Raw genomic sequence first — 24,344 nt, forward strand, 5'->3', positions numbered from 1 at the left:
CGTTCTAGCTCCGCTTGGAGCGGTAATGTTCGGGTTGAGAGTCTGTGGTTCATTTTGTCTACGATGGCTTTTAGAATGTTGTCTTTAGATAATACCCGTGTTAACCGATTCATGACTTCTTCTTCAGCTACCTGTTTCCGAATACTATTTACCGAACATACACTACTTCCTTTATTGCGAAAAGCCCCGCATGAATAATATAAGTGTTTTTTTATTTCTCCAGACTTCGATTTACTTTTAGTACGACTAGAGACCATCGCTGCCCCGCACAGGTTCGATTGAACCCATGCTTAATAAATAACAAAAGAGCAATTGGAAGATCTACAGAAAACAAATGAGAACGTCCATCCCGGGCGTTCTCATTTAACTTAATTTTGAGTATATACTTTTTATTGTGAATGTATTGGCTGCACATTCGATATCCGGTATATCAATTGATAACTATCCCGAGATATATTCTTCTGCTGCGTTTCTTAAAATTCTTGATCTAACAGGACCTATAAGATATACAGACTGTAATTGTTCAAGAGTTGTAAATAATATGTCTTTAACTTTTTCATACCGTCCATCAACTTGAACTGATCGTAAGACAATTTGTGGAATAGCCAGCTTGTCAATAGCATCATCTAATAAGGTAGGCAGTATGCTATCCTTGGGATAAGGAACCATACAATATGGACATCCCGCATGTTGTGGATTCTCTCTCTCTCTTCCACAATTAGTACAAGGAGGTAGAGAATCATTATGAACTTGAACTAGTTCTTCAAAAGTTTGATCAGTTGCGTAGAATTCTCGATAGTCATCTTTTGAGATTAATTTTATAGCATCCACTGGTTGCCTTGCGAACGGCTTTGCAAATGCCTTATCTGTTACAATTATTCCAAGATTAATTGCATACCTTTGCGCAGTTTTTCTATCTCTAATCTTCACTAATCCCATTTTCGTTATTAGTCCTGAATAACACAACAATTGCATTGCTCTATGAATTCGAAAATGACATTCCTTTTCTAAAGTAAAAAATACTGTCTGCTTACGGAAATTTGGAGCTTTTCCTTCATTTTTCTTTTGAATCTCCCCAACAACATAGTGTCTTAAGACATCGTATCCTAAATCTACTATATTGGATAGCTTTGGTAATCGTTTAGAAAGCTCCTTATGATAAATCACTAGTTCATTTTCAACATATTCAGAAGTAGCCAAGATAGCATTTCTTGTCGAAAACTCCTTATCACGTTCTAATTTAGACATTATGTGTAGGAACGCCCTGGGATTTCCATTCGACAAGTAGATCGCTAAATCTAAGACCTCACCTTTACTAAAAAAAGTTTTTGCTAGAGGTGATTTTCCTAAACGTTTTTGTAATAATTGTCGAAAAAATGCTTTCAATCCCTCTCTACTTGTCGCTGTATACATGTCATAGCGTTCCAAGGGGATTGGAATGGCATCTTGACCATATTCAAAATTCCCACCATAACTTGTAACACCTGGATAAACAGCTACCTTAATACTAACAACATCCCCGTGTAGTAATTTTACCATTTCAAAGAATATTTTTTGTTGCTCAGGTATAAAGGTATGAGCTGCTTCATCAAACAAGAACACAATACGCTTTAATTTAATTTTATTACAGACCTCACGTATTGTCTCTGTAATTAATTCAACATTATTAAATGTACCCGCAAAATCTGTGCCAATTTCGGATTCAATTACTCTACGCTCTTCATCATCCTTAGTAAGTGCCAGTTTTTGTAATTTAATTATTTTCTGATCAAGTGATTTTCCATAAGTATTAATATCATTTACATTAAGTAATCTATTGTACGGATCAAGCGTGCTTTCTCCCTCAATCAAACCTAATTCAAGTAATTTATTTGTGAATGCCTGCAAAACTTTTGCCATAACCCAAATTTTAAATGAGTAGTACTCACTACTGAACCGATCATTTTCTAATAAAATGGAAGTCTTGAAATTAACATAGACTCCAACCACTTTTTCTACTGGAAAAGTCTTATCTAACGATAACTCCGCTAATCTTAACAGCATTGATTTTCCCACGCCCCGACTACCTTCTAAAAGATGACAACCAGGGCCACACAAAAGCTTAAGAATACTCTGCTCGGTGTTACTTACACATCCATATTCAATTATTTCTTCTGAAGTCAGATCTTCAGTTCGTGCTTGTTGTAAAGCTGTACTTGGATCTTGTGTCAATTGCACCCTATAAACCTCCTATCCCTCACGATACAGACTTCTAAAAAATGGATACTTTTTACTAACATCGGTAAACAGATGACTAAAACGATATGATACTAGACTCATAATGCAAGCAAATACATCTTCAAATGATTTTATAAACTCTAACGATCTGTCTTTGTCAAACTGGAGGATTGGTCCTTCATTTAAAGTTGTCATAAAGCCATATTTCCCATGTACAAATTGCGAAAGATACCTATACTGATTACGTATCTTTATATCATTAGGAGGAGAGTGAACCTCCAACGCATGGGCGTAGCTTTCCGATAAAATTTCCTTAATTAAACTGAATTGAAAATCCCACTTGTCATTTTTCCATTGGACAAATTCTATCAAATGATCGTAGAAATAAACTGCCGCGACTGTTAGTTCAAGTGAAGATCGTAAGGATTGATATGCTAAGCGATATTGTCCATTCAAACAAGATGAAATTGATTGAAATAGATCAACAAAAATCTCTTCGAACAACGGCGCAATTTCACTGTTATTATCTCTTGTTTCCAATAGAACGTTTCCAATAAAATAACAACAACGAGCTTTTTTCTCTAAACTATCAAACTCTATATTGAGTTCCTCGAGCGAAGACTTGGAATTTTTTTTAAAAATCTCCATTGCATTATTTAAAACTTCACTCATTAAAATCACCTCTGTTACTTTTCGTAATTCCATATTCTAACATAACATAAATTACAAAAAAATAGAAGATCAGGAGGAGCATATAATTTTTCGCAGTTACTTACGGTTCTACGTATCATCGATGAGGCGAAAGCAAGGCGCTTCTTGCATCATCATCAACATAGACACCTCAAGTAGCCAGTATACACAGGAATATTCAGTCGAAGCCCCTCTATCCTTCACTTCTCGAAGTCAGCGACACGTCCGACACGGATGCTTTCTCCTGGACAAATATCAAACTAAACACCTCTAACGAATAAGATGAGACACAATCCATCAAAAATATGGATTTTCTTCCTGTTTGGAAGTAGTATATAACTATAAAAATTATATTAGGAGGTTAAGATATGTATAGATGCACGGCTCCAGTAAGGGGACATAGCTCAGCAAGTGCCGCCGAAAATTGCCCAGCGTGTCGGGGGCGGCGTGGACGCTATAGTGGTGGTTACAGTTCCCACGGGACGTCTTCTTCCCCGTCTTACACCCAGTCAAGTGGGGGCAGCCGAAGCAGCGGTGGTGGTTCCGGCAGCCGCAGTATAAAGGCGAACTGGTCGAGAGCAGGTTCCACAGTGTTGTACACGCCCGCAGAAGTTCGGGCACTCACACCAGTCCGCAGCAGCGTCGAAAACCTAGCAAAGCAGCCTGACCTTCGGGACGTCTTCCTCTGCCATGCATGGGACGACCGGAAAGGAGCCGCCAAGGAGTTGCATGATCTGCTTGAGTCCTGTGGTGTCTCCGTCTGGTTCAGCGAGAAGGACGTTGGCCTCGGCATGCCGTTGCTTCGCACCATCGACAAGGGCTTGGCGAACTCTCGAATTGGGATTGTGCTGGTGACCCCTGCGTTGCTACGCCGCCTCCCAACAGAGGGCATCGCCGACAAAGAACTTTCCGCACTCCTCGCTGGTGATCGGCTCATTCCGATTGTGCATGAGACAACTTATGAAGCTCTCCGCGAAGTAAGTCCCTTGCTCGGATCACGAAGCGGCCTGAACACTTTAGAAGAGCCCATGACAGACGTCGCGGCCAAGCTCGCAGAGCTGGTCGCCCTCTAAGCTCTGTTTGTCTACCCAAGGTTGCTATCCAGATGAGGCTGATTGTCGCTTACTTGGCAAACGCGGTTGTACCAGGGTTAGTGAACAGGTGATCTAACGTTCTAAAAGCGACTCCAAGCGACCCAGGAATACGACCGAACCACTTTCCTGGGTGTCTGAGCCGCGCCGATAGGTTGAAAATACAAAAAAAGTACATACATTTGTTTTTTGTAAACTAAAGGAGAGGCTGGTTAACGAGTACCCGGCTATGCTTCGCTCTACCCAAATTGCTCTCTTCAATTGCAACTTCGGGTACTAGCCGAACGTTAACTGGAATTAGCGAAATCCATACTATCAATATTAGGAACTCCACATGTGTTGAGTGCTTATTAAGTTTCAGTCTGCAAGATAAACAATTCCACTGCTACTTTTAACTTAACTCTCTTTTTTAGCACTATCAATGATACGATTCAACTTTAAATACCCTAACTGCGAAAAATTTCGCCCTACTTGTGGTATGGTTCCCCCCGATTTATCTTCACTGCGCGATAAATCTGCTCCACCAACACCAGCCGCATAAGCTGATGCGGCAGGGTCATGCGCCCGAAGCTCAAGCGCTGCTTGGCGCGGCGCAACACCTCATCGGAGAGCCCATGGCTTCCTCCGATGACAAACACGACATGGCTCGTCCCATACGTGCCGAGCTTGTCAATCTCCAATGCCAGCTCCTCGGAACTCCAGAGCTGGCCATCCAATGCGAGCGCAACAACATGCGCCTCGCTCTTCACATGCGCGAGGATGCGTTCCCCCTCGCGCTCTTTCACCGCCCGAACCTCAGCTTCGCTCAGTGTATCGGGCGCCTTTTCGTCTGCGACCTCGATCATCTGAAACTTGATGTACGGGGCGAGCCGCTTGGCATATTCTTGAATGCCTAGCGTAAGATATTTTTCCTTCAATTTGCCTACGCCAATAATCTGAATAAACATAAAACCCATTCCTCCTAAATTGTCCAATTCTAACGAACCCCACACACCTTAATCAGCCCCATTTCGGCTTCTTTAAAATCTAACGAATCTGAAACACGCTATCTCAGTCAAAACAAGCGTTCCCACCTCTTTCGAGGTCTTTTCAGTAATATAACGTGTCTACGATTCGTTAGATTTCAACCAGGCGGTATTTGCCACGAATAAGGTCTGTCAGGTTCGTTAGCGCTACTCGGCCGATTCATACCTATGTCCCTAATTACCTCGCTGCCCACCAAATCCCCCACAAAGCCAAAAAGAGCGCTCATCACGCTCTCCTTGGCCTCTTGCTGTGATGTTCATACCGGATGGAAAGTCAGCCAGAAGCGCCACTTATAGTCACGCCTCCGGCCATCTAAGTCCTACAGTACGCTAAACGACGAGGAATTCCGCGTGCTGTTCGCACTCGGCGCACTTCGCAGGCGGGTCCCAGTCGGCAAATTCCGTCTCCTTCAGATCAACGATATCTGGAGCGTCCTCATACTCATCGACAAACATGTCGATGGCAATGTCCACGTGTTCTTTGCATACAACGTACATCCGTTATGCATCCTTTCTGTAACCAGCTATGTTCCCGATTCACAACCGCTTATCCCATTACAGGATAGCCACTTCTCAGTTCTATCACACCTGCCACTGAAAAGAAACCCCCAACCCTAATTTATCGTGCCCAACCTCCACCAAACCTCTCCGTACGCCAAAAAAAAAACACAAAAAGCATCCCTTCCAGATACCTCCACGGTACCCTGAAAAGAATGCTCCTTAATCCATGCTCTTTACTTCAATCCCGACTGCGCCTTCGTCAACAGCTTCCCGCCTTGAAAAGCAATAACCGCATTGGCACCATTGCCGGCTGTGCCTTTATAGTTGTACACCACCATGTTCTCCGCTTCACTCAGCGCTTCACCTTCGCCGCCGAGGATCTCGATGACATCTCCCACCGACATGCCAACCTCAAGCTTCTCATACTGGGCAAAGGTAATCAGCACCCCGTCGCCTTTTCCGGCCGATCCGTTGTTTCCCGATGTTACAGGCGTTTGACCACCAGCCTCACCTACCGCATTCACACTTGTACTCAACTCATTCAACTTGCTCTCAAGTGCTGCGATCTTTTGCTCCTGCTCAACGCTCTTGGCTCCCTGCTCCACCAGTTTCTTCTCAAGCCCTGCAATCTTCTCTTGCAGAGCACTTGTATCTACAGATGCTCCTGTCGTAGCTACCTCAGATCCACAGGCCGACAGCACAAACAGCGACAGCGCCAAGCTCGTTCCCCCAAGCATCTTTTTCTTCAATTGTTTCATTAAAAATACCCCTTCCATTCTGAAATAAAATCAGATCGACAAACAGATGTTATTGCATCAGCGACCGTCTCCAACATATTGACAACAGTTTACCACAGCCCTAGTCTTATGTATCTGCTCCTTTGGCTCCGGGTCTAACTGATCATGGGAAGATATAAATGGTTAATCTACTCATTTACTGTCGAACGAACACGTCCAATCCCTATTTCGATGTCCTGACTTATGTAATTACGACCTAACCCACCCCTTAAAACCATGCATTGCGTAATGCTCATCATCCAACAACTAAAAAAGAGTGGTCAGTTGATCTGATCACTCTTCTAGCATTCCCAATTTCAATCCACGCAACAGTATAGGTTTCGTTGAACTTCTCTACTCCGGTTTATCCGTCAGCTTAACCGATACTTTCTCCGCTTTGCCATCCCGGTAGAAGGTCACTTCAATCGTATCCCCAATCTTCTTCTGATCGTACAGATATTTCCGCAGATCCAGCGTGGAGGTAATTTTTTGCCCGTCAAACTCCGTAATGACATCATTCAGCTTCATACCTGCTTCAGATGCCGGACCGGATGCTTCCAGCACAACCACACCGCTGTCCACATGAGATGGCAGCTTCAGATCCTTACGCTGCTCGTCATCCAGTGGTGCATAAGGGTTGCTCAGATCGACCGTGTACACGCCCAGGTATGGACGAGATACTTTGCCGTTCAAGAGCAGGGAATCTACCGTTTTCATCACTTCGTTCATCGGAATGGCAAAGCCGAGACCTTCAACGCCCGTATCCGAGATCTTCATCGTGTTGATGCCGACCACTTTGCCGTTCAGATCGACCAATGCACCGCCGCTATTACCTTCATTAATCGCTGCATCCGTCTGGATTACATTTTGTTCCCAGTCGTACACCCCGTCCTGATTAATCGATACAGGTAGAATACGATCCGTGTAACTGACAATTCCGGATGTCAGCGTACCACCCAGACCGAGCGGGTTTCCTATTGCCAGCACCGTTTGACCACGCTGAAGTTTGCTGGAATCGCCGATCTCCGCCACTGCACCCAGCCCTTTATCCTCTGCGGATAATACAGCTATGTCACTAACACGGTCCTTGCCAACCAGCTTTGCTTTATGTGTCTCCCCATCTACGGTCACAATCTCCAGATCACTCGCACCCTCCACGACGTGGTGGTTGGTCATAATGTAGGCCTTGCCATCTTCCTTCTTGAAAATGACCCCTGAGCCCAGCGCCGAATCTTCCATCGATAGACTGCTACCCGTTTTATGGTTCACAATGCTCACCACGGAGGGACGAACATGGGCTGCTGCTTGGATAATCCGGTCGTATGGATCAGCTGCCTGCGCTGTCTGTGCACCGCCTCCACCACCATTACCTGTAGCATTAGCCAGCGGTAACGATGTGGGCTGTGTGATGAAACTAAACAGCATGACGGTCACGATGGAGCTGATCACCGAGCTAATCACAGCTACCTTCACAGTGGAACTGATTCCCGTACGCGATCTGCGCGGATTGCTCCAGCGGTCACGTCCACGTGCTCTGCCTCCAGGGCGGATGATCTGAAGTTTGCCTTTCTGTTCAGGTTCGGCGCGTCTTGATACTTTGGTTGAATAAAAATCGTCTCCAAACAATCCCATCGTGATCCTCTCCCCTTCGTTGTCACGCATCAAGACCCTGACTGCCGCCTAAGTTGTCGCATGGTTCAACGATGGTGTTCTTACGTTACCCCACTCCAGCCACAGCCGAGCTTCCGATCGCTGTTACTCACAAATTTTTTTATTTCTTTTTCCTAGGTAAAATTTGTTCATAAAGGCGAACGCTACGCTTCTCCAGCCTCGTTCTGTGTCTTTCGTTACGTGCGTACCGTAAATAACCTCTCGTTTTCCCATGCTTTTTTGCATTTTTATAAAATGGTCTTGCATATCGCCGCATCCCGGCATCAAATCAAGATACAGCGTCTATGTACAACAGAACGGACACGCCATTCTGTCAGTGACTCTATCAATCATGCTCTCGCATTCTATGACATGCCATTTCACACGCAAAACAGCCAAAATCACAATGCTCCTCATATACTAAACACGTCAAATCACAAAAAGTTGCATATTTACGAAAATTAAAGCAAATTTCCGCTATAACGCGCTTAACAATAAAGGTCCATAGTATCTATCACCACAAAATCCGGTCCGCTAAGCGCCATTTTGGCAAATTTGAAGAACTTTTTCACCCCTGCATAGTCACAGGTTCAGCATACACGTCTCATCACACAAATGTTAGCGGCAAAAAGAGGAATGTTTTCCACCCAGCCTGACTACAATAATAGTAAAAGACAATTCGAAGCTTCATAGAGGAGGATATATATGGATCGCACACGTACACTCACTGCCATGGATGAAGTTCATATGGCGGCCAAGCTGGCCGATCTCAAGGAAGAACACTATCGCAACACCCTTGCACTCAGTACCATCATTGAACTGCTTATCGATAAAGGCATCCTAACCCGCGAGGAAGTCGAGCGCAAAGCCGCCGAATTGGACAGCTTTATGGCTCACCCACCCTATCCCATGGCGTAGGACGGTCGTAATACGTATCACAGAGTTTGAACTCATGATCCTGATAAAAACATCCACGGCTCTCCATCGCGTCGCGCACGGTCATTTTCGCCAAGTCCATCATATTATGATCCCGACTAAGATGTGCCAGATACGTGCGCTTGATGCGTCCGTTCATCAGTTCACTAAGCGCTGCTCCTGCTGCTTCGTTCGACAAATGCCCAATATCGCTCAAAATCCGGCGCTTGGTGTTCCACGGATAACGCCCCATACGCAGCAATTCGACATCATGATTCGCTTCCAGCACCAGTACGTCAGAATCAGAGATGGCATCGCGAACCTTGTCGCTCATGTACCCAAGATCTGTTGCAACAGACAGCTTCTCCGTACCATCATCGAACGTATACCCTACCGGCTCAGCTGCATCATGCGATATCCCGAAGGATTCCACGCGCAGTGACCCAAAATCATGCTTTTCACCCGTCTCAAATACCCTCCGGTTTTCCTCTGGAATCGCCCCAACCGACTTCTCCAGTGCCGCCCACGTATTCAGATTCGCGTAGATTGGTAAATTATATTTCCGAGACATCGCGCCTAGTCCTTTAATGTGATCGGAATGTTCATGTGTAACCAGAATCCCGTCCAATTCTGCCCCAGAAATCTCCCTTTCCTGAAACAGTGCATCCAATCGCTTCGCACTAAGACCCGCGTCAATCATGAGAGAGGTACCCCCATGCTGTATGACTGTGGCATTACCTGTCGAACCGCTGGATAACACGGTAAAATATATCCCCATAACGCATTACTCCCCTGGTTTGTCTGTCTTGGGACTGAATACATCCCCACTGATGCCCTGCACGTACAACACTTCGCCACTTTCCAGCACGAACCGCCATGCCGGCATCGCTACCTGTATATCTGAATTGAACAACTGGCCGTAATAGCCCAGCTGAATATCTTTGACAATTGCATCATTTGGCAAAAAGTTCTCGATCAGCGTTCCCAGCGCCTTCGACGCCGGAAGCACCTGCTGATCGCTCTCCTCTGCGGTTGTAATCCGCACTGGAGTTTGACGGTAACCTGTTATTTTCTGGTCGCTGTAGAACAGCTCCAGACTCACATTGAAGAGCGGCCATTTGCCATCCACCAGTGGGTGAAGTACAAAAGCCCCATCCTCGGCCATCAGCTGATCCAGCCGGTATGTCCCGATCTGTGGAATCTCACGCTCTAATGCATCTTCCAGCTCACTTTGCGAGAAGATCAACTTGCTATCTACAGGCTGTTCCAGTTCCATATCCACGCCAGCCCTGTCCTCTTCAATGAACTCATAGGACAACTTTGGCAGCTTTGGCGTTTCATTTGGAATCGGAGCCAGCACCTGAATGCCCTTCTCTTCCATCGCCTGCTGTGTATTATCTGCCAGTGAGGTGAAGTCCAGATTGGCTCCGGCCGTCTCCCGCGCATCCATCCAGATCTGGTATCCCAGCACCAGATTGAGCAGCAGAAAGGCATAGATCAACACATTTTTCGCCCGTCCCCAATCCAAAACGTTCCCCCCTAACTTAGCTGCTTGCAATACTTTCTCAAGTTGCCTACACCTTCCACCGTAACTGGCCGTTTATAGCCTTTGAACTTAAAGCTATACGATAACGGAGAGGGCAGAAATAACCTGAAGAAGCGGAGCGTTCGCCTTTACCACCAGATTTCTCCCGTGTTAAAAGGGAATTCAAGAAATCTGGGGGTAACAGCGATCGGAAGGTTATTCTGCACGCGTAGTGATAAAGTACAGCTACTCTTTGGTTCAAAGACTATAACCTATCAAGATACGGTAGTTTCCTCACCATTTCCAAAGCGGATCACCCATACCGGAATCAGCTTTAGTCCGTCCTCAATCGAAGAAGGACGATATGCCGGGTACACGTCCACGACCTGGCGATTCTCACCTGCGACCTTTTTAATAAGAGCCTTCAGCTTGTCTCCGCCAGGCAACTTTACCGATTTCTTCGTCTCTGCACCTTCGTTCAGGTATTCCAGTGATCGCTCATAACTGGATACCGTCTCCTGCTGCATCTCCATACTGATCGTGCCAAAGCGGAACTGCATGGAATCCATAATCGGATAGCTACCATAATACTGTTGGAATTCAAGCTGCGTCTTGATGTCGGCGGTCTCCAGCATCATGCGCGAACGGCCTTTCCAGCCACCATGCTGATTCACAAAGTCAACCGCAGACAACGCATCCTTCGCGGGATCAATCTGTCCCGCAGGCGGTGCCGCCGGATCGGTATAACTGATCCAGCGCTGTTCCTGTTTTACCTGCAGACTACGTTTACTATCCGTGTAGATCTCCGATCCATCTTTTTCCCGGATATTCCGGGTCATGCTTGGATCGAAAAACAGACTACGCTGCATTTGCTCAACCGTGAATTGCCCTGTCGGCACATCTGCCTCAATCGTCTCCAGAGCTTGGGCCGGGATATAATACCCGCCAGCCATCAGCGTATATGGCGTCCAGTTCGTACCGAAGTCAACATGCTGCTGCACGTCTTGTACTGTCAGGTCCGCCTGCGTTGCTTCGTATACCACGTCTCCCTTGGCGCTGAAGAACAGCGCATGGGCCTTCGTTTCATTTTTGGACGTATAGATCGAGATTCGGTTAATGGTCTCCCCTTGGAACAAGGAATCCGTCCCAAGCCTCATCACCCGCTGTAACAATGCTACGGGAATACCTTCTTTGAACGATAGCTCAAACCCAGGGTTCTCCTTGCGAATCTGATCCCAGTTCACCGATTGCACACTGCGGCGTTGAAAATCATCGAACGCCCGCCCCTGTAACCGCGAATAGATTAACTGATAGAACGTATTGCCAGGGTAAAACACCGTATGTTTATCCTCACCCAGATGAATAATCATCTGATCAGGGAAGATCAATTCTTCAATATTCCGTTCCTGACCCATATTTTCCGTCTTCACATAATTCGTTTCTGACGTCACAATGGAATCCCCGCCTCCGGGCAAACGGTAGATCAGAAAATAACTCTGAACCAGACTGGCTACAACAAGGGCAGCAAGCACCAAGGATTTAATCCGTTCCTTCACGGTGCTCACCCCCTTTCTCACGCATCGGCAGTGTGAACGTTACTGTCGTTCCCACATCTACTTCAGACTCCAGAGAGATGCTACCATCATGTGCCTTCACAATTTCCCGGGCAATGGACAGTCCTAGCCCTGTGCCTCCCATACTGCGGGAACGAGCCTTGTCCACCCGATAAAACCGCTCAAAAATGCGATCCAAATCGCGCTGTGGGATACCCATTCCGGTATCCGATACCGAGATGGCAAGTGCGTGTTCATCACTGCGTCTAGCCGCAATTGTAATGGTGCCGCCTTCCAATGTATATTTCAGCGCATTGGACACGACATTATCCAGCACCTGATCAATCTGGTCGCGATCCAGCGGAACAGCCGGAATATCATTCTCCACAGACAGCACAGGCTGAATATCCTTCTGATGCATCTGGAACGAGAATCGATCCGTCACTTCCTCCAGCATTTCCAGAATATCGGTTGGCTGCTTGCGCAGTAAAGCTTCCTTGGAATCCAGCCGCGATAGATGCAGCAGATCCGTAACCAGTCGTATCATTCGTTCCGTCTCGTTCTGAATAACACCAACGAAACGACCGGCAAGCTGCGGATCTTCCAATGCCCCGTCATCCAGCGCTTCCGCGTAACTCTTGATCGTAGTCAGTGGTGTACGCAGTTCATGGGATACATTGGCCACAAATTCACGCCGGGATGCTTCAAGCTCTTCCTGCTCGGTAACATCCTGAAGTACGGCAATGGTTCCCGTGATTCCCCGTTCACGTCGATGAACCGGTGTGAACGTCATCCGAATGACCACAGGTTCTTCTTGTCCTGCAGGTGCAATCTGCAGCAACGTTGAACCTGTGAAACCACTCGCGAGAGCTTCCGCATCCTCCGGATCAATGCCGAGTAATATAGCGAAGTGTCTTCCTTCAATATCCGCAGGATGCATACCCAGAATGCTGCTGGCACGACGGTTTACGAGAATGACTTTACCGTACTCATCCGTAGCCACTACACCATCACTCATATTGGTCAGAATGGAGGTCAGCTTCTCCTTCTCCTCTTCATTCTGGGAGAGTGCATCTCGAAGCCTGCTGGTCATATAGTTAAAAGCCCGACTGAGCTGACCAATCTCATCCGTGCCAAATACAGGTGTCTGCTGATCAAAGTTACCTTCTGCGACCGCTGTCGCTCTCCGCGTCACTTCCTTAATCGGCTGCGTGATCGTATGAGATAGGATCACGCCAAGCACCGCCGTTAACACCAAGGCAATCAGAATGCCGGAGATAAAAATTTTGTTGATTCCCTCCATCGTGGAATACAGCTCGTTCATGGATGCCGCGATGTAGACCGCGCCAATGATCTTGCCGCCGGACAGCACCGGCTTGGCAACGACCTTTTTGCGAACATTATCCTCGTCCACGATATATTCCTCATTGTCCCGAATGCCTTGCAGCGCACGGCTGACGACGGTCTGGGTGTTTTTGCGCCCGACATAGTCCGAATGTGAACTTAGCGAGGTCGTCAGTACTTTGCCGCTGGCATCCAGCACCTGAATCTCGGCACCGTTAATGTTGAACAGGTTGTTCACCAGCACACGCAGATTTTCCGTTTTGTCCTCGCCAGCCTCTGCTTCTCCACCCGCCATCGTCTCCCCCACGAGAACCGACAGCATCTCCGCACGCGCCTGCAAGTCTTCCGTAAAGTTGCTCGTTAGTGAGTTCTTCATCGCGCTCACAAAATAAACCCCGATCAATTGCATCGCAATCAGAATCAGCAGTACATAGATAATTATCAATTTCGCCTGAATCGTTCGAAAGAACGAAAATCGCGCGAATCGGCCCATTATATCCCCACGCTTTTGGCACTGCGCACGAGATAACCGAGCCCGCGGCGTGTCAGAATCGTTTCCGGTTTGCTTGGATTCTCCTCAATCTTCTCACGCAGACGACGAATCGTAACATCCACGGTGCGTACATCGCCGAAATATTCATATCCCCATACGGCTTGCAGCAGATGTTCCCGTGTCATAACCTTGCCGGAATGCTTCGCCATATAATAGAGAAGTTCATATTCACGGTGGGTCAGATCAAGCGGTTCCCCGCCTTTGTAAGCCGTATACATGTCCATATCAAACGCCAGATCAAACAGCCGCATGACCTGCTTCTCTTCGTCTTCGTGCGCTTCAGCCGTAATCGCAAGCTTTTGCCGTCTGCGCATCTGTGCCTTCACCCGTGCAAGCAACTCACGTGTGCTAAACGGCTTCGTCACGTAATCATCCGCACCCAATTCCAGTCCGAGCACCTTGTCGATCTCGCCATCTTTGGCGGTAAGCATAATGATTGGCATCTCCAGATGAGCGCGCACTTCACGACATACATCCATACCATCCTTGCCCGGGAGCATCAGATCCAGCAGCATCAGATCCGGTTTCTCGGATAACGCCAGTTCAACCGCACGAATGCCATCAAATGCACAGATGACCTCGTACCCCTCTTTTTCCAAATTAAACTTCAGAATGTCCGCGATGGGCTGTTCATCGTCCACCACCAAAATCTTCCCCTGCATCGGCTAAGTTCACCCCTATATCCTGCTTAATCCGCGTTAGCGTTTATATCTCTCTTCTATGTTTAGCTTGTACCAAGCCTACTTGATTTGTTTCTCTAGTTTGTTGTTTATACTCTCTAGTTTAACATACCTGAAGCACCGTCACATCCCGATCGGAGGGTTGGAAGGTCTTTCACCTGAAAATTTTTTACAGCACCAAAAAACAAGGCCAGCATTATAGCCAACCTTGCTCTACTTAAGCTCTATATTAGTTCAGATACGTTAACGGATTTTCTACCGTTCCATTCTTAATAATCTCAAAATGCAGATGTGTTCCAGTCGAACGACCCGTATTGCCCATAACGCCGATACTCTCGCCTTTTTCAACCACTTGTCCAACCTTAACGCCAATGCTGTTCAAATGTCCATACAGTGTTTCGTATCCGTTACGGTGGTTAATAATGATGACATTACCATAACCGCTTTTCTGTCCTGCAAAAGTAATTACACCCTCATCAGACGCTTTCACATCGCGGTTACCTACCAGATCGACACCTTTGTGCTGGCGACCCCAACGTTGTCCAAAGCTGCTACTCATCGTTGCATTTGATACCGGCCAAGCAAATTCACCTGTGCCCTCACCAACAACTTTTGTTCCGCTAAGGACTACTTCAGTTACAGCTGCTTTAATCACTTCCTGACCAAGCCACTCTTCCTGAACCACTTCACCATTTTCTTTGGTTATACGATACTGCATGCTTTTCAAGCCGCTTTGTCCTGGGCGCACGACTTTTGTTGTACCTGCTTTCAACTCGTCACTTTTGCGCACTTCCACTTGCGGTTTAATCTCAATTTGTTCAACAACCTGCTCAACCGATTTAACGGTTACCGCCGGTTTCGGAACGGTCAAGGTCAGTTCGTCTCCGATTTGAAGCGACGTTTCCTTGATGCCCGGATTATGCTGGCGAATCTCGCTTTGTGTAATTTCATACTTGGCAGCGATCGAAGAGATCGTATCTCCTTCACGAACCACATAAGTTACAGGCGCGTCTTTACCAACGGTTAAAGCTTTAACCGCCTCGGACACATCCCATATTTTGTTTGGATCAGCCTTCACCACATCCGTCGCTACATCTTCCTTGATGCCTACAGACTTCAGGGTTGTGCTTGGTCCCTCGTCTTTCTTCGAGGAGTTAGCCGATACCGACTTCGTCTTAAGCGAACTTCGCACAGCCGATGCCGATATGTATTTGCTCTGCACTTGTTCCAGGATTGCATCAGCTGTTGCCTGATCCTTCACAATACCAATGACTTCACCATCTACCTTAAGCTCCACACCTTTGGCGTAGGCTGTCAGCATGTCACCCAGTTTGTCCAGCGTCTCGTCACTGTTCACTTCAGGTTTGTACGCTCTTACCGTTTCGGTTGTGATGCCATCCGTGTTCAGCACCATCTCTGCATCCGGATATTTATGTTGATATTCCTCAGTTTTGTCTGTAAATAATTGTTGTAATTGTGCCTCATCTGCAATGGTACCAATCTCGCTACCTTTAACCATTACTTTATAGTACGGTACGGTGTTTGCAGTAACATATTGTTTGCCTGCGAACCCGAGCGATGCTGCGATGAATACACCACATGCTGCTGTAATGATCCATTTGCGCGAGGCCAGAACGCGCTTCTTATTCACACTGAAGGTGGACATGCTCATGTTGTTTTTGTCTTCGGCCGTCCGGTGTTCCCCGGATTGTTCGTGTACCCGGTCTTTGCCCGGTTGGCGTATGCCTCTGAAACCTTTCATGATTCTCTCCTTTTCAGCACTTCTCAGTTCGCATTTCTGTCAAGACATCACCCATCGTGTCTGTCCCATGCTCGTTGATACTTGTATTGGGTGTCCGCAAAATCAGGACTTTAGCTGCGCTCGTAAAAGTGTCAAAATTTTAACCTTTTATCACACCCGTATACTTTAACACAGGTTTTACACTCATTTCAACTCTACACGTCACACCACAAAGCCACGCCCCGCTTGGTTTCCCTGAATTATCCATAAGATAGCACGACTGGTCCATCACCCATTATGCCTCAACATCCGCTGTACTATGTGCTTTTGTTCGCAAATTAAGACTAGGTTCTAAGACTCAGTGAAATATGCTTTATTTTTCATAAAAACACAAATAAAATCCCTCACCAGATCAACTCTGATAAGGGATTACGTAAACAACCTGATTGTGGTTTATCTTAAACTGGATTTCATCTCATGCCACAATAGAAATTAACTTTTATGTCTCTATTCTTTGACTGCAAGAATTACAAATCGCTTCTGCTGAACTTCCCAGAATCCATTGTGCTCCATCTCCATATGAATATCCATTAACGGTTCACGGAACTGTTCCACTTTGAAATTAGGTACTTGCCACGGGATAGTCTTTAGATAATATACCAGTGCGCCTATATCATAGAAACGTTGTGCAGGGGTTGCTTCCCGTTGCTCCAGAATACGGAATCCAGACTGTTCCAGCTGAAGAACAGCACGATCCAGTTCCCATCCAGCGTAATCCGCTGGCATAGGAATGCCGAGCCGATCATTGATCTCCCTGCAATCTGACCAACCTACCTGTTGAGTTAGAAACATTCCCCCTACCGATAGAATCCGCCTAACTTCCCGCTCATCATACGACTCATGCCGATTAAGAATCAGATCGAATTCCCCATCTGTGAAAGGAAGTTGCGAATCATCAGTCACTGGAAGCACCTTCACACCGAGCGGCTGTAAACGTTCCTCTGCAATAGGTATATTGGGGAGATAGCCCTCGGTCGCACATGTGTATGGAGGAAGGGGACGGAGTCTGGACAGCATCTCTCCTCCACCAGTCCCCATGTCGAGCATTCGTTCTGTTTGATTCAATAATCGGCGCGCCATCGTTCCATATGACCAAGGCAATATTCCGCTCTGGAGTCGCCCACTCCCTGTTACATAGCTAAAATCCCAGCCACTAAACGGCTGGTCCGCCTCTTGCAGCCCTTGCTCGTATCGCTCTTTCGCCGCCTCGGCAAACTCTTTTACTGATGGTTCTGAATTAGAATGATATAAGTTCATGGTCAATACAACCTCCAATTAGTGTATTACGTAAACACAAGTCCATCGGTTCTCTTGAAAGCACCTATGAACGGAGGTCCACGAATTGGACTGGAGGTTTCTGCAATGTTGCCTAAACGTTTTTATATGTTGTGTTCTTTCCCTTTATATTTCATACACTTTTCCCTCCTACAGGCATTTCCATTATTTATTTAAATAAATTATATTCAATCACCATCGACAAGTCCATTACATTATGAATCAGGCGATACCCGTCTATGAGCACGCCTGCTTTATCTTCCAATCTTATTCTGTCTGCAGTACTTCCATCAGGTTGTCATACTCTTCACTGGTCAGGTACTTCGAGATCACCTGTTCAATCTCACGTAATTCCTGTTCCGTTAGGCCACCTTCCATGGCGCCTGAGATCTGCTGCATTTCTTTCTGTGGCAGCTTGTTCATGAGCAGGCTGAAGATTTTTTCTTTCTCCTCTGCTGGCAGCTTGTCCTTCGCTCCTGTAATGTCATCCGGTGATACGACAATAGCATCATTGCCTGAAGCCGAACCACTACCCTGATCTGTTCCTGAGTCATTACCCGTGCCCGTATCCGTCCCATTGCCTGCACTTGTGCCTGAGTTTGATCCTACGGTCGTATCTGTACCTGAACCTTCCCCTGTGCCCTCGTTTGAGCCGCTCCCTTGAGACGCATTGTTGCCTGCATCTACGCCAGATTGACCGCTCTCCGTCCCATTCCCCATAACTGAAACAGCATCTTCCGGGACCTGCTCTTCGTCCGCTCCTGTCGGCTGATCTGTCGTCCCATTTCCCGATTTATTCCCCTCGCTGGTTTTACCGCCCAAAGCCCCTTGGAACATGGCGGTTAACCCCATAGGTTGACCTTCCCACTGAATATTGAAACTCGCGAGTAACGACTTCGCATATGACTGTACAATTAATCCGGTCGTGAGCAGTGTCAGTGAACTGACCAGCAACACGGTTAGCACGATTTTGACAAACCACACAAGCAACTTCATTCCGTTCTCTCCCTCCGATTATCCCACCCGTCTAACATGCGCATGTCGGGGTCTGTGACTCTACTGTTAACCAGTATTGACGGAAATCTCGGGATTATATCCGATAAACATACAAAAAGCCTCCAGTCATCGCTATAAAAGCAACAACTGGAGGCTTAACATGCCTAAATCGGCAGAGGATTCTATTTTATAATTCAAGAAACAATCTCTCTATTTCTTCGATTACTCGTAGATTGGAAGAACTTGATTCGTTTGCTCACGGTTACGACCAACGGAGAAGATGGCAATTGGAATGCCTGTCAGTTCGGAAACACGTTTTACATAATTCTGTGTGTTCACTGGCAGGTCTTCAAGTTTCTTCGCTCCAGTGATATCTTCGCTCCAACCTGGCATCTCTTCGTATACCGCTTCACATTCTGCCAGCATTTTGAGGCTTGCCGGATAGTGTGTGATGACCTCGCCGCGGAATTTGTATCCTGTGCAGATTTTTACGATTTCCAGACCTGACATTACGTCCAGAGAGTTCAGGGACAGACCTGTAATTCCACTGACACGACGCGCGTGGCGAACAACAACACTATCGAACCAACCTACACGACGTGGACGTCCAGTTACCGTACCGTACTCATGCCCAGTCTCACGGATTTGGTCACCGATTGCATCATGCAATTCCGTAGGGAATGGGCCATCTCCTACACGGGTTGTGTAAGCTTTCGCTACCCCAATGACTTGCTGAATACGAGCCGGGCCTACGCCAGAACCGATACATACGCCACCTGCGGACGGATTGGATGATGTAACAAATGGATAAGTTCCTTGATCAAGGTCCAACATAACGCCTTGTGCACCTTCAAACAATACTTTTTTGTCCTCATCAATATATTCGTTCAGAACAACGGATGTATCACGTACGTAAGGACGCAGAATTTCAGCATATCCGAGGTAATCTTGCAGAATCTCTTCCACATCAACAGGCTGGCCGCCGTAGACTTGCTCGATGACACGGTTCTTTTCTTTGACCAGATGACGCAGTTTCAGTTCGAAATCTTCAGCATCCAGCAGGTCAACCATCCGAATACCAATACGAGCTGATTTGTCCATGTAACATGGGCCAATTCCTTTGCCAGTTGTACCGATTTTGTTTGGACCTTTGCTCTCTTCTTCGAGTGCATCCAATACCATGTGATATGGCAGGATGATATGTGCGCGCTCACTGATGGACAGGTTCTTCGTTGTAAAATCATTGTCATGAATATAGTTAATTTCTTCGATGAGTGCCTTCGGGTTGATAACCATTCCGTTACCAATAACACACGCTTTATCCGTGTAGAAAATCCCTGATGGAATCATCGTCAGTTTATATTTTTTGTTATCAATCAGAATTGTATGACCCGCATTGTTACCACCTTGATAACGAGCCACCACATCAGCGCTCTCCGCCAAATAATCCGTGATTTTACCTTTTCCTTCGTCTCCCCATTGCGTTCCCACTACAACTACCGTTGACATAGTTAACATTCCTCCGTGGGTGCCTTGCGCACCTTTGTATTGGTCTGTCCGTCCTCTATCCCGGCAGGCATGTTACGCAATAAACCGACTGAGAAGCGTGCTAACGGACAGTAAAAATGTCCTTCCGTTACATTCAAGGGAAGGTTTTCGCTGCTTTAACGCAGCAGTATTAGTGTACCAGTACCCTTTTTCAAAGTCAAATCAAATGGCGAACAATTAGATATAGTACAACTGTAATGTTCGGGATTTACCCACTATTTCAACACAAAAAACCGGAGACTACAGTCCAAGCTTGCTTGACTGCTATCACCGGTTCAAGGATTCCCATTTTAATGTGAATCTATATCTGGTATTTATCACACATGTTTGCGTTCAGTTGCTCTAATGGTTGATCTTCGGGACAGACGATTCTGGCTTCTTGATCGAAGCCGTCAGCACCTGCCCATTACATCGCGAAGGCGTCATTGTGCGCCCTCTCGTAATTGACGAATTTATTAAAGTTTTTCAGGAAGACCAGTTCCACCGTACCTACCGGGCCGTTACGCTGTTTAGCGATAATGATCTCGATAATATTTTTTTTCTCGGTCTCCTGGTTATAGTAGTCATCCCGGTACAGGAACGCTACGATGTCGGCATCTTGCTCGATCGAACCCGATTCCCGCAAGTCACTCATCATCGGACGTTTGTCCTGACGTTGCTCTACACCCCGGCTCAGCTGGGACAAGGCAATAACCGGAACTTCCAGTTCCCGGCCAATCTGTTTCAGTGTACGTGAGATCTCGGATACCTCTTGTTGACGGTTCTCCCCTGCTTTACCACGTCCACTAATCAGTTGAAGATAGTCGATCAGGATCATGCCAAGGCCTTTCTCTTTCTTCAGACGACGGCATTTGGCACGAATATCCGCTACGGTAATCCCTGGCGTATCATCTATAAAGATGTTGGCTTCTGACAAAGCTGCAATACCCATCGTCAGCTTCTGCCAGTCTTCATCACCCTTGAAGTCACCCATACGCATTACGCTGGCATCCAGGTTGGCTTCCGCACAGATCATACGTTGCACCAGCTGGGCAGCTGACATCTCCAGACTGAAGATCGCTACCGTCTCCTGTGCCCGAATAGCAACGTTCTGAGCGATATTCAGGGCAAAGGCCGTCTTACCTACGGAAGGACGGGCCGCTACAATGATCAAGTCACTGCGCTGGAATCCGGCAGTCATCTTGTCCAGATCAATGAACCCGGACGGAATACCTGTCGTTGTACCCTTATTCTGATGAAGTGTTTCCACACGATCGAATACTTCCATCAGTACGTCCTGGATCGCTATAAAACCACTACTGGAGCGACGGTTGGAGATCTCCAGAATGCGACGTTCAGCTTCTCCGAGCATCGCTGCAACATCTTCGCCACCTGTATATCCTTCGCTCACGATCTGGGTTGCCGTACGAATCAGGCGACGCAGCATCGATTTCTCTTCGATAATCTGAGCGTAATAGTCTACGTTCGCGGCTGTAGGTACACCATGGGCTAGCTTAGCCAGATAACTAACGCCCCCGATGTCCTCCAGCTCACCTTTATCCTTCAGAAGCGAAGTCAGTGTCACGAGGTCAATCGGTTGATTTCCCTCACCAAGCTGGATCATCGCTTCAAAGATTAATTGATGGGGTTTATCATAGAAATCCTCGGTTTGCACCCGTTCCATCGCTGTAATCAGGGCCTCGCCCTGCAACAGGATTGCACCCAGCACGGCCTGTTCGGCTTCCAGGTTCTGCGGGGGAATCCGGTCGAATAACATTTCTCCGCCCATCTTACTCTTCCGTTACCTGTACCTTCAAGGTTGCCTTCACTTCAGGGTGAACCTTGACAGTTACTTGTGTTACGCCGAGTGTACGAATAGGCTCGTCCAGCTCAATTTTGCGTTTGTCTACTTTCAGACCCTTTTTAGACAAAGCTTCTGCGATCTGTTTGCTGGTAATGGCGCCGAACAGACGACCACCTTCGCCGGACTTGGCTTTCAGTTCAGTTACTTCTGCTTCCAGCTTTTTCGCAAGTGCTTCCGCTTCCGCTTTCTCTTCCTGTTTGAGTCTTTCTTCAGCCGCCTTCTGGTTGTCCAGTGTCTTCATGTTGCCGTCTGTTGCCAGACGTGCGATTCCCCGTGGCAATAGGAAGTTCTGTGCGTAACCCTCAGATACTTCTTTCACTTGCCCTTTCTTGCCTTGACCCTTCATATCTTTTATAAAAATGACTTTCATTCGAACAGCCCCTCTTCCTTTTCGATTTCAGCCAGTACGTTCGTCAGCCGTTTTTCTGCCTCTCCAAGCGTTCCTTCAAGCTGCACGGCAGCATTCGTCAAATGTCCGCCACCGCCCAGTCGTTCCATGACAACCTGAACATTCATGCGCCCCAGCGATCTCGCGCTGATGCCAATCAGTCCATCCGGACGCTCACTAATCACAAATGAAGCGACCACGTCAGTCATGTTCAACAATGTGTCCGCCACCTGGGCGATCATCATCTGTGAAATCTTGCTGCCAGGGTCCGTGACCGCCAGCGCAATGTTTCCATATACCATTTTAGCATGCTTTATGATTTCTGCCTTAGCAATATATTCTGACAGATCCTCTTTCATCAACCGCTGGATCATAATGGTGTCCGCACCGCTACGGCGCAAGAATCCTGCCGCTTCGAACGTTCTGGACCCCGTGTGCAGTGCAAAATGCTTCGTATCCACCGTAATCCCGGCAAGTAGAGCCGTGGCTTCTAGCGGAGTGAATTGTACCTTGTCATGAATGTATTGCAAGAGTTCGGTTACCAATTCGGCAGCAGAAGACGCATAAGGTTCCAGATAGATCAACACTGCGTCATTGATGAACTCTTCGCCCCGGCGATGGTGATCCACAACGACGACACGGGTAGCAGACTGTACCAGTTTCGGCTCCATGGTCATGGAGGCCTTATGGGTATCCACCACCACCAGCAACGTGTGCTCGGTCATCATCTGGGTTGCCTGTTCCGGTGATACAAATGCTTTGGACAACTTCTCGTCCTTGTTCACTTGCTCCATCATGCGTTCAATCGATGGATTAATTCCATCCAGAACAATTCGTGCTTCCACATTGTACAGACTGGCCGCTTTCCACACGCCGATGGATGCGCCGATCGCGTCCATATCCGGAATTTTGTGCCCCATGATGAGCACCCGATCGCTCTCCTGCATCAGATCACGCAGCGCGTGCGCAATAACGCGGGCTCTTACCCGTGTCCGTTTCTCCACTGCGTTAGACTTACCGCCGTAGAAAGACAGGCGTTGTCCGGACTTCACAGCAGCCTGATCACCACCACGTCCAAGTGCCATGTCCAGACTGGACTGTGCCAGTTCTCCCATCTCGCTGATGCTATCCGATCCAAACGCCAGTCCAACACTGAGTGTCATTGGCACTTTGAGGTCAGCAGTCATCTCCCGAACCTCATCCAAAATGACAAATCGGCTCTGCTCCAGTTCCTGCAAAGACTTATGATTCAGCATCAACAGATAACGATCAGAAGATAGACGGCGTAGGTACACTTCGTACCGCTTGGCCCATGACGTAATTTCGCTGGTCACACGGGCAATCAGCGCTGTACGCTGTTGATCGTCCATGCCTTGGGCAGCCTCGTCCAGATTATCCAGAACGAGAATTCCCAATGCAAGGCGTTCATTTTCATATTTATCACGAAGAATGGCTAGCTCCGTAATCTCGTATACATATACATACCGCTCCTGCGGGTTATGAATAACTCCATAATGCCGATCATCCAACTGAAATTCGTCATGGAACTCCTTGGATGAATGTTCCTTCGTCCCATCCTTCTTCTCTTTAGGCTGAGGAAGTTTGGGAAACAAATTAAGTAGCGGATTACCCACCATTGTCTTCTCCTGGAACATCTCCGCGACAAAGCGGTTATGCCACTCTACCGTACGATCTTCGCTGTACAGCACGATTCCGAATGGAAGCATGCTGACCGCTTCCCCCTCCATCCGTTTGATCCGAATAGAAAGGCCATTAATGTAGTCGTTAAGCTCACGGCGGAACGCGAGCTCCGCCTTAATCATGACGATTCCCAGCGCCGAAGCCAGTATCAGACTAATCAAACCAAGCGTCCAGTTATAAATGGTAACGAACATAACGAGCAACAGCAGCAGTATGAACGCCCATACGGTATAGTAGCCGTGCCAGCGTTTCTTCAGAAATTTAGGCATGAC

General features: G+C 47.2%; 20 protein-coding genes. 2 read left to right on the forward strand and 18 right to left on the reverse strand.

Annotation, left to right across the window (positions count from 1 at the left end; all coding sequences use genetic code 11):
• Nucleotides 1-441 precede the first annotated feature (441 nt).
• Nucleotides 442-2,217, reverse strand: coding sequence for a hypothetical protein (locus NSQ20_RS31405; RefSeq protein WP_340031539.1), 1,776 nt, complete (start codon nucleotides 2,215-2,217; stop codon nucleotides 442-444).
• 12 nt (nucleotides 2,218-2,229) lie between these two features.
• Complete coding sequence (locus NSQ20_RS31410; RefSeq protein WP_340031540.1) at nucleotides 2,230-2,889, reverse strand: hypothetical protein; 660 nt, start codon at nucleotides 2,887-2,889, stop codon at nucleotides 2,230-2,232.
• A 386-nt stretch (nucleotides 2,890-3,275) separates the two neighbouring features.
• On the opposite strand from NSQ20_RS31410, the gene NSQ20_RS31415 reads away from it, so the two are divergent.
• On the forward strand, nucleotides 3,276-3,980 hold the full coding sequence (locus tag NSQ20_RS31415) for a toll/interleukin-1 receptor domain-containing protein (RefSeq protein ID WP_340031541.1): 705 nt from the start codon (nucleotides 3,276-3,278) through the stop codon (nucleotides 3,978-3,980).
• A gap of 485 nt (nucleotides 3,981-4,465) precedes the next feature.
• Here the strand turns inward: NSQ20_RS31415 and rlmH are convergent, their stop codons facing one another.
• From rlmH to NSQ20_RS31435, 4 genes are all read right to left on the reverse strand, one after another.
• The gene (rlmH, locus tag NSQ20_RS31420; protein ID WP_017691463.1) at nucleotides 4,466-4,945 is read right to left on the reverse strand and encodes a 23S rRNA (pseudouridine(1915)-N(3))-methyltransferase RlmH; all 480 of its coding nucleotides are present in this window, start codon (nucleotides 4,943-4,945) and stop codon (nucleotides 4,466-4,468) included.
• Between the two features lie 408 nt (nucleotides 4,946-5,353).
• The gene (locus NSQ20_RS31425; protein WP_017691462.1) at nucleotides 5,354-5,521 is read right to left on the reverse strand and encodes a CxxH/CxxC protein; all 168 of its coding nucleotides are present in this window, start codon (nucleotides 5,519-5,521) and stop codon (nucleotides 5,354-5,356) included.
• Nucleotides 5,522-5,757: 236 nt separating this feature from the next.
• Nucleotides 5,758-6,282 (reverse strand): hypothetical protein, encoded by a 525-nt coding sequence (locus NSQ20_RS31430; protein WP_340031542.1) that lies wholly within the window; start codon nucleotides 6,280-6,282, stop codon nucleotides 5,758-5,760.
• A 372-nt stretch (nucleotides 6,283-6,654) separates the two neighbouring features.
• Nucleotides 6,655-7,932, reverse strand: coding sequence for a trypsin-like peptidase domain-containing protein (locus NSQ20_RS31435; protein WP_340031544.1), 1,278 nt, complete (start codon nucleotides 7,930-7,932; stop codon nucleotides 6,655-6,657).
• Nucleotides 7,933-8,655: 723 nt separating this feature from the next.
• Here NSQ20_RS31435 and NSQ20_RS31440 point away from each other — a divergent pair.
• The gene (locus NSQ20_RS31440; protein WP_036611899.1) at nucleotides 8,656-8,868 is read left to right on the forward strand and encodes a hypothetical protein; all 213 of its coding nucleotides are present in this window, start codon (nucleotides 8,656-8,658) and stop codon (nucleotides 8,866-8,868) included.
• On the opposite strand, the gene NSQ20_RS31445 is transcribed toward NSQ20_RS31440, so the two are convergent.
• The 12 genes from NSQ20_RS31445 to NSQ20_RS31500 form a co-directional block, all read right to left on the reverse strand.
• The gene (locus tag NSQ20_RS31445; protein ID WP_017691457.1) at nucleotides 8,837-9,643 is read right to left on the reverse strand and encodes an MBL fold metallo-hydrolase; all 807 of its coding nucleotides are present in this window, start codon (nucleotides 9,641-9,643) and stop codon (nucleotides 8,837-8,839) included. The two genes, NSQ20_RS31440 and NSQ20_RS31445, sit on opposite strands and share 32 nt — an antisense overlap.
• Before the next feature lie 6 nt (nucleotides 9,644-9,649).
• Nucleotides 9,650-10,393, reverse strand: coding sequence for a two-component system regulatory protein YycI (gene yycI, locus NSQ20_RS31450; protein ID WP_047841111.1), 744 nt, complete (start codon nucleotides 10,391-10,393; stop codon nucleotides 9,650-9,652).
• Nucleotides 10,394-10,665: 272 nt separating this feature from the next.
• Nucleotides 10,666-11,946, reverse strand: coding sequence for a two-component system activity regulator YycH (gene yycH / locus NSQ20_RS31455; RefSeq protein WP_340031545.1), 1,281 nt, complete (start codon nucleotides 11,944-11,946; stop codon nucleotides 10,666-10,668).
• On the reverse strand, nucleotides 11,930-13,780 hold the full coding sequence (walK, locus tag NSQ20_RS31460; RefSeq protein WP_340031546.1) for a cell wall metabolism sensor histidine kinase WalK: 1,851 nt from the start codon (nucleotides 13,778-13,780) through the stop codon (nucleotides 11,930-11,932). The genes yycH and walK overlap by 17 nt, the downstream gene beginning before the upstream one ends.
• Nucleotides 13,780-14,502: a response regulator YycF gene (gene yycF / locus NSQ20_RS31465; RefSeq protein ID WP_017691453.1), complete on the reverse strand. Its 723-nt coding sequence runs from the start codon at nucleotides 14,500-14,502 to the stop codon at nucleotides 13,780-13,782. Before yycF ends, walK begins: the two co-directional genes overlap by 1 nt.
• A 247-nt stretch (nucleotides 14,503-14,749) precedes the next feature.
• Nucleotides 14,750-16,282, reverse strand: a complete 1,533-nt coding sequence (locus NSQ20_RS31470) for a peptidoglycan DD-metalloendopeptidase family protein (RefSeq protein WP_036671864.1) — start codon at nucleotides 16,280-16,282, stop codon at nucleotides 14,750-14,752.
• Nucleotides 16,283-16,768: 486 nt separating this feature from the next.
• Entirely contained in the window at nucleotides 16,769-17,578 is an 810-nt protein-coding gene (locus NSQ20_RS31475) for a class I SAM-dependent methyltransferase (protein WP_340031548.1), read from the reverse strand.
• 285 nt (nucleotides 17,579-17,863) lie between these two features.
• A complete protein-coding gene (locus tag NSQ20_RS31480) occupies nucleotides 17,864-18,592 on the reverse strand; it encodes a hypothetical protein (RefSeq protein ID WP_340031550.1) in 729 nt (242 codons plus the stop codon).
• Nucleotides 18,593-18,814: 222 nt separating this feature from the next.
• The gene (locus NSQ20_RS31485) at nucleotides 18,815-20,101 is read right to left on the reverse strand and encodes an adenylosuccinate synthase (protein WP_340031551.1); all 1,287 of its coding nucleotides are present in this window, start codon (nucleotides 20,099-20,101) and stop codon (nucleotides 18,815-18,817) included.
• A 445-nt stretch (nucleotides 20,102-20,546) separates the two neighbouring features.
• Nucleotides 20,547-21,908 carry a replicative DNA helicase gene (gene dnaB, locus NSQ20_RS31490; RefSeq protein WP_036611922.1) on the reverse strand — a complete coding sequence of 454 codons (1,362 nt, stop codon included), beginning with the start codon at nucleotides 21,906-21,908 and terminating at the stop codon, nucleotides 20,547-20,549.
• A gap of 1 nt (nucleotide 21,909) precedes the next feature.
• Entirely contained in the window at nucleotides 21,910-22,353 is a 444-nt protein-coding gene (gene rplI, locus NSQ20_RS31495; RefSeq protein ID WP_036611925.1) for a 50S ribosomal protein L9, read from the reverse strand.
• Nucleotides 22,350-24,341 carry a DHH family phosphoesterase gene (locus NSQ20_RS31500; protein WP_036611927.1) on the reverse strand — a complete coding sequence of 664 codons (1,992 nt, stop codon included), beginning with the start codon at nucleotides 24,339-24,341 and terminating at the stop codon, nucleotides 22,350-22,352. The genes rplI and NSQ20_RS31500 overlap by 4 nt, the downstream gene beginning before the upstream one ends.
• Nucleotides 24,342-24,344: the final 3 nt, after the last annotated feature.

The organism is Paenibacillus sp. FSL K6-1122, from assembly GCF_037977015.1.
Classification (GTDB): Bacteria; Bacillota; Bacilli; order Paenibacillales; family Paenibacillaceae; genus Paenibacillus; species Paenibacillus amylolyticus.

Excerpts from the sequence above, each read along its gene's own strand:
- NSQ20_RS31440 (WP_036611899.1), top strand. The coding sequence starts at position 8,656 with ATGGATCGCACACGTACACTCACTGCCATGGATGAAGTTCATATGGCG.
- dnaB (WP_036611922.1), bottom strand. The coding sequence starts at position 21,908 with ATGGGCGGAGAAATGTTATTCGACCGGATTCCCCCGCAGAACCTGGAA.
- NSQ20_RS31425 (WP_017691462.1), bottom strand. The coding sequence starts at position 5,521 with ATGTACGTTGTATGCAAAGAACACGTGGACATTGCCATCGACATGTTT.
- NSQ20_RS31445 (WP_017691457.1), bottom strand. The coding sequence starts at position 9,643 with ATGGGGATATATTTTACCGTGTTATCCAGCGGTTCGACAGGTAATGCC.
- rplI (WP_036611925.1), bottom strand. The coding sequence starts at position 22,353 with ATGAAAGTCATTTTTATAAAAGATATGAAGGGTCAAGGCAAGAAAGGG.
- NSQ20_RS31435 (WP_340031544.1), bottom strand. The coding sequence starts at position 7,932 with ATGGGATTGTTTGGAGACGATTTTTATTCAACCAAAGTATCAAGACGC.
- NSQ20_RS31430 (WP_340031542.1), bottom strand. The coding sequence starts at position 6,282 with ATGAAACAATTGAAGAAAAAGATGCTTGGGGGAACGAGCTTGGCGCTG.
- NSQ20_RS31415 (WP_340031541.1), top strand. The coding sequence starts at position 3,276 with ATGTATAGATGCACGGCTCCAGTAAGGGGACATAGCTCAGCAAGTGCC.
- NSQ20_RS31500 (WP_036611927.1), bottom strand. The coding sequence starts at position 24,341 with ATGCCTAAATTTCTGAAGAAACGCTGGCACGGCTACTATACCGTATGG.
- walK (WP_340031546.1), bottom strand. The coding sequence starts at position 13,780 with ATGGGCCGATTCGCGCGATTTTCGTTCTTTCGAACGATTCAGGCGAAA.
- NSQ20_RS31480 (WP_340031550.1), bottom strand. The coding sequence starts at position 18,592 with ATGAAGTTGCTTGTGTGGTTTGTCAAAATCGTGCTAACCGTGTTGCTG.
- yycF (WP_017691453.1), bottom strand. The coding sequence starts at position 14,502 with ATGCAGGGGAAGATTTTGGTGGTGGACGATGAACAGCCCATCGCGGAC.
- NSQ20_RS31485 (WP_340031551.1), bottom strand. The coding sequence starts at position 20,101 with ATGTCAACGGTAGTTGTAGTGGGAACGCAATGGGGAGACGAAGGAAAA.
- NSQ20_RS31470 (WP_036671864.1), bottom strand. The coding sequence starts at position 16,282 with ATGAAAGGTTTCAGAGGCATACGCCAACCGGGCAAAGACCGGGTACAC.
- NSQ20_RS31410 (WP_340031540.1), bottom strand. The coding sequence starts at position 2,889 with ATGAGTGAAGTTTTAAATAATGCAATGGAGATTTTTAAAAAAAATTCC.
- NSQ20_RS31475 (WP_340031548.1), bottom strand. The coding sequence starts at position 17,578 with ATGAACTTATATCATTCTAATTCAGAACCATCAGTAAAAGAGTTTGCC.
- rlmH (WP_017691463.1), bottom strand. The coding sequence starts at position 4,945 with ATGTTTATTCAGATTATTGGCGTAGGCAAATTGAAGGAAAAATATCTT.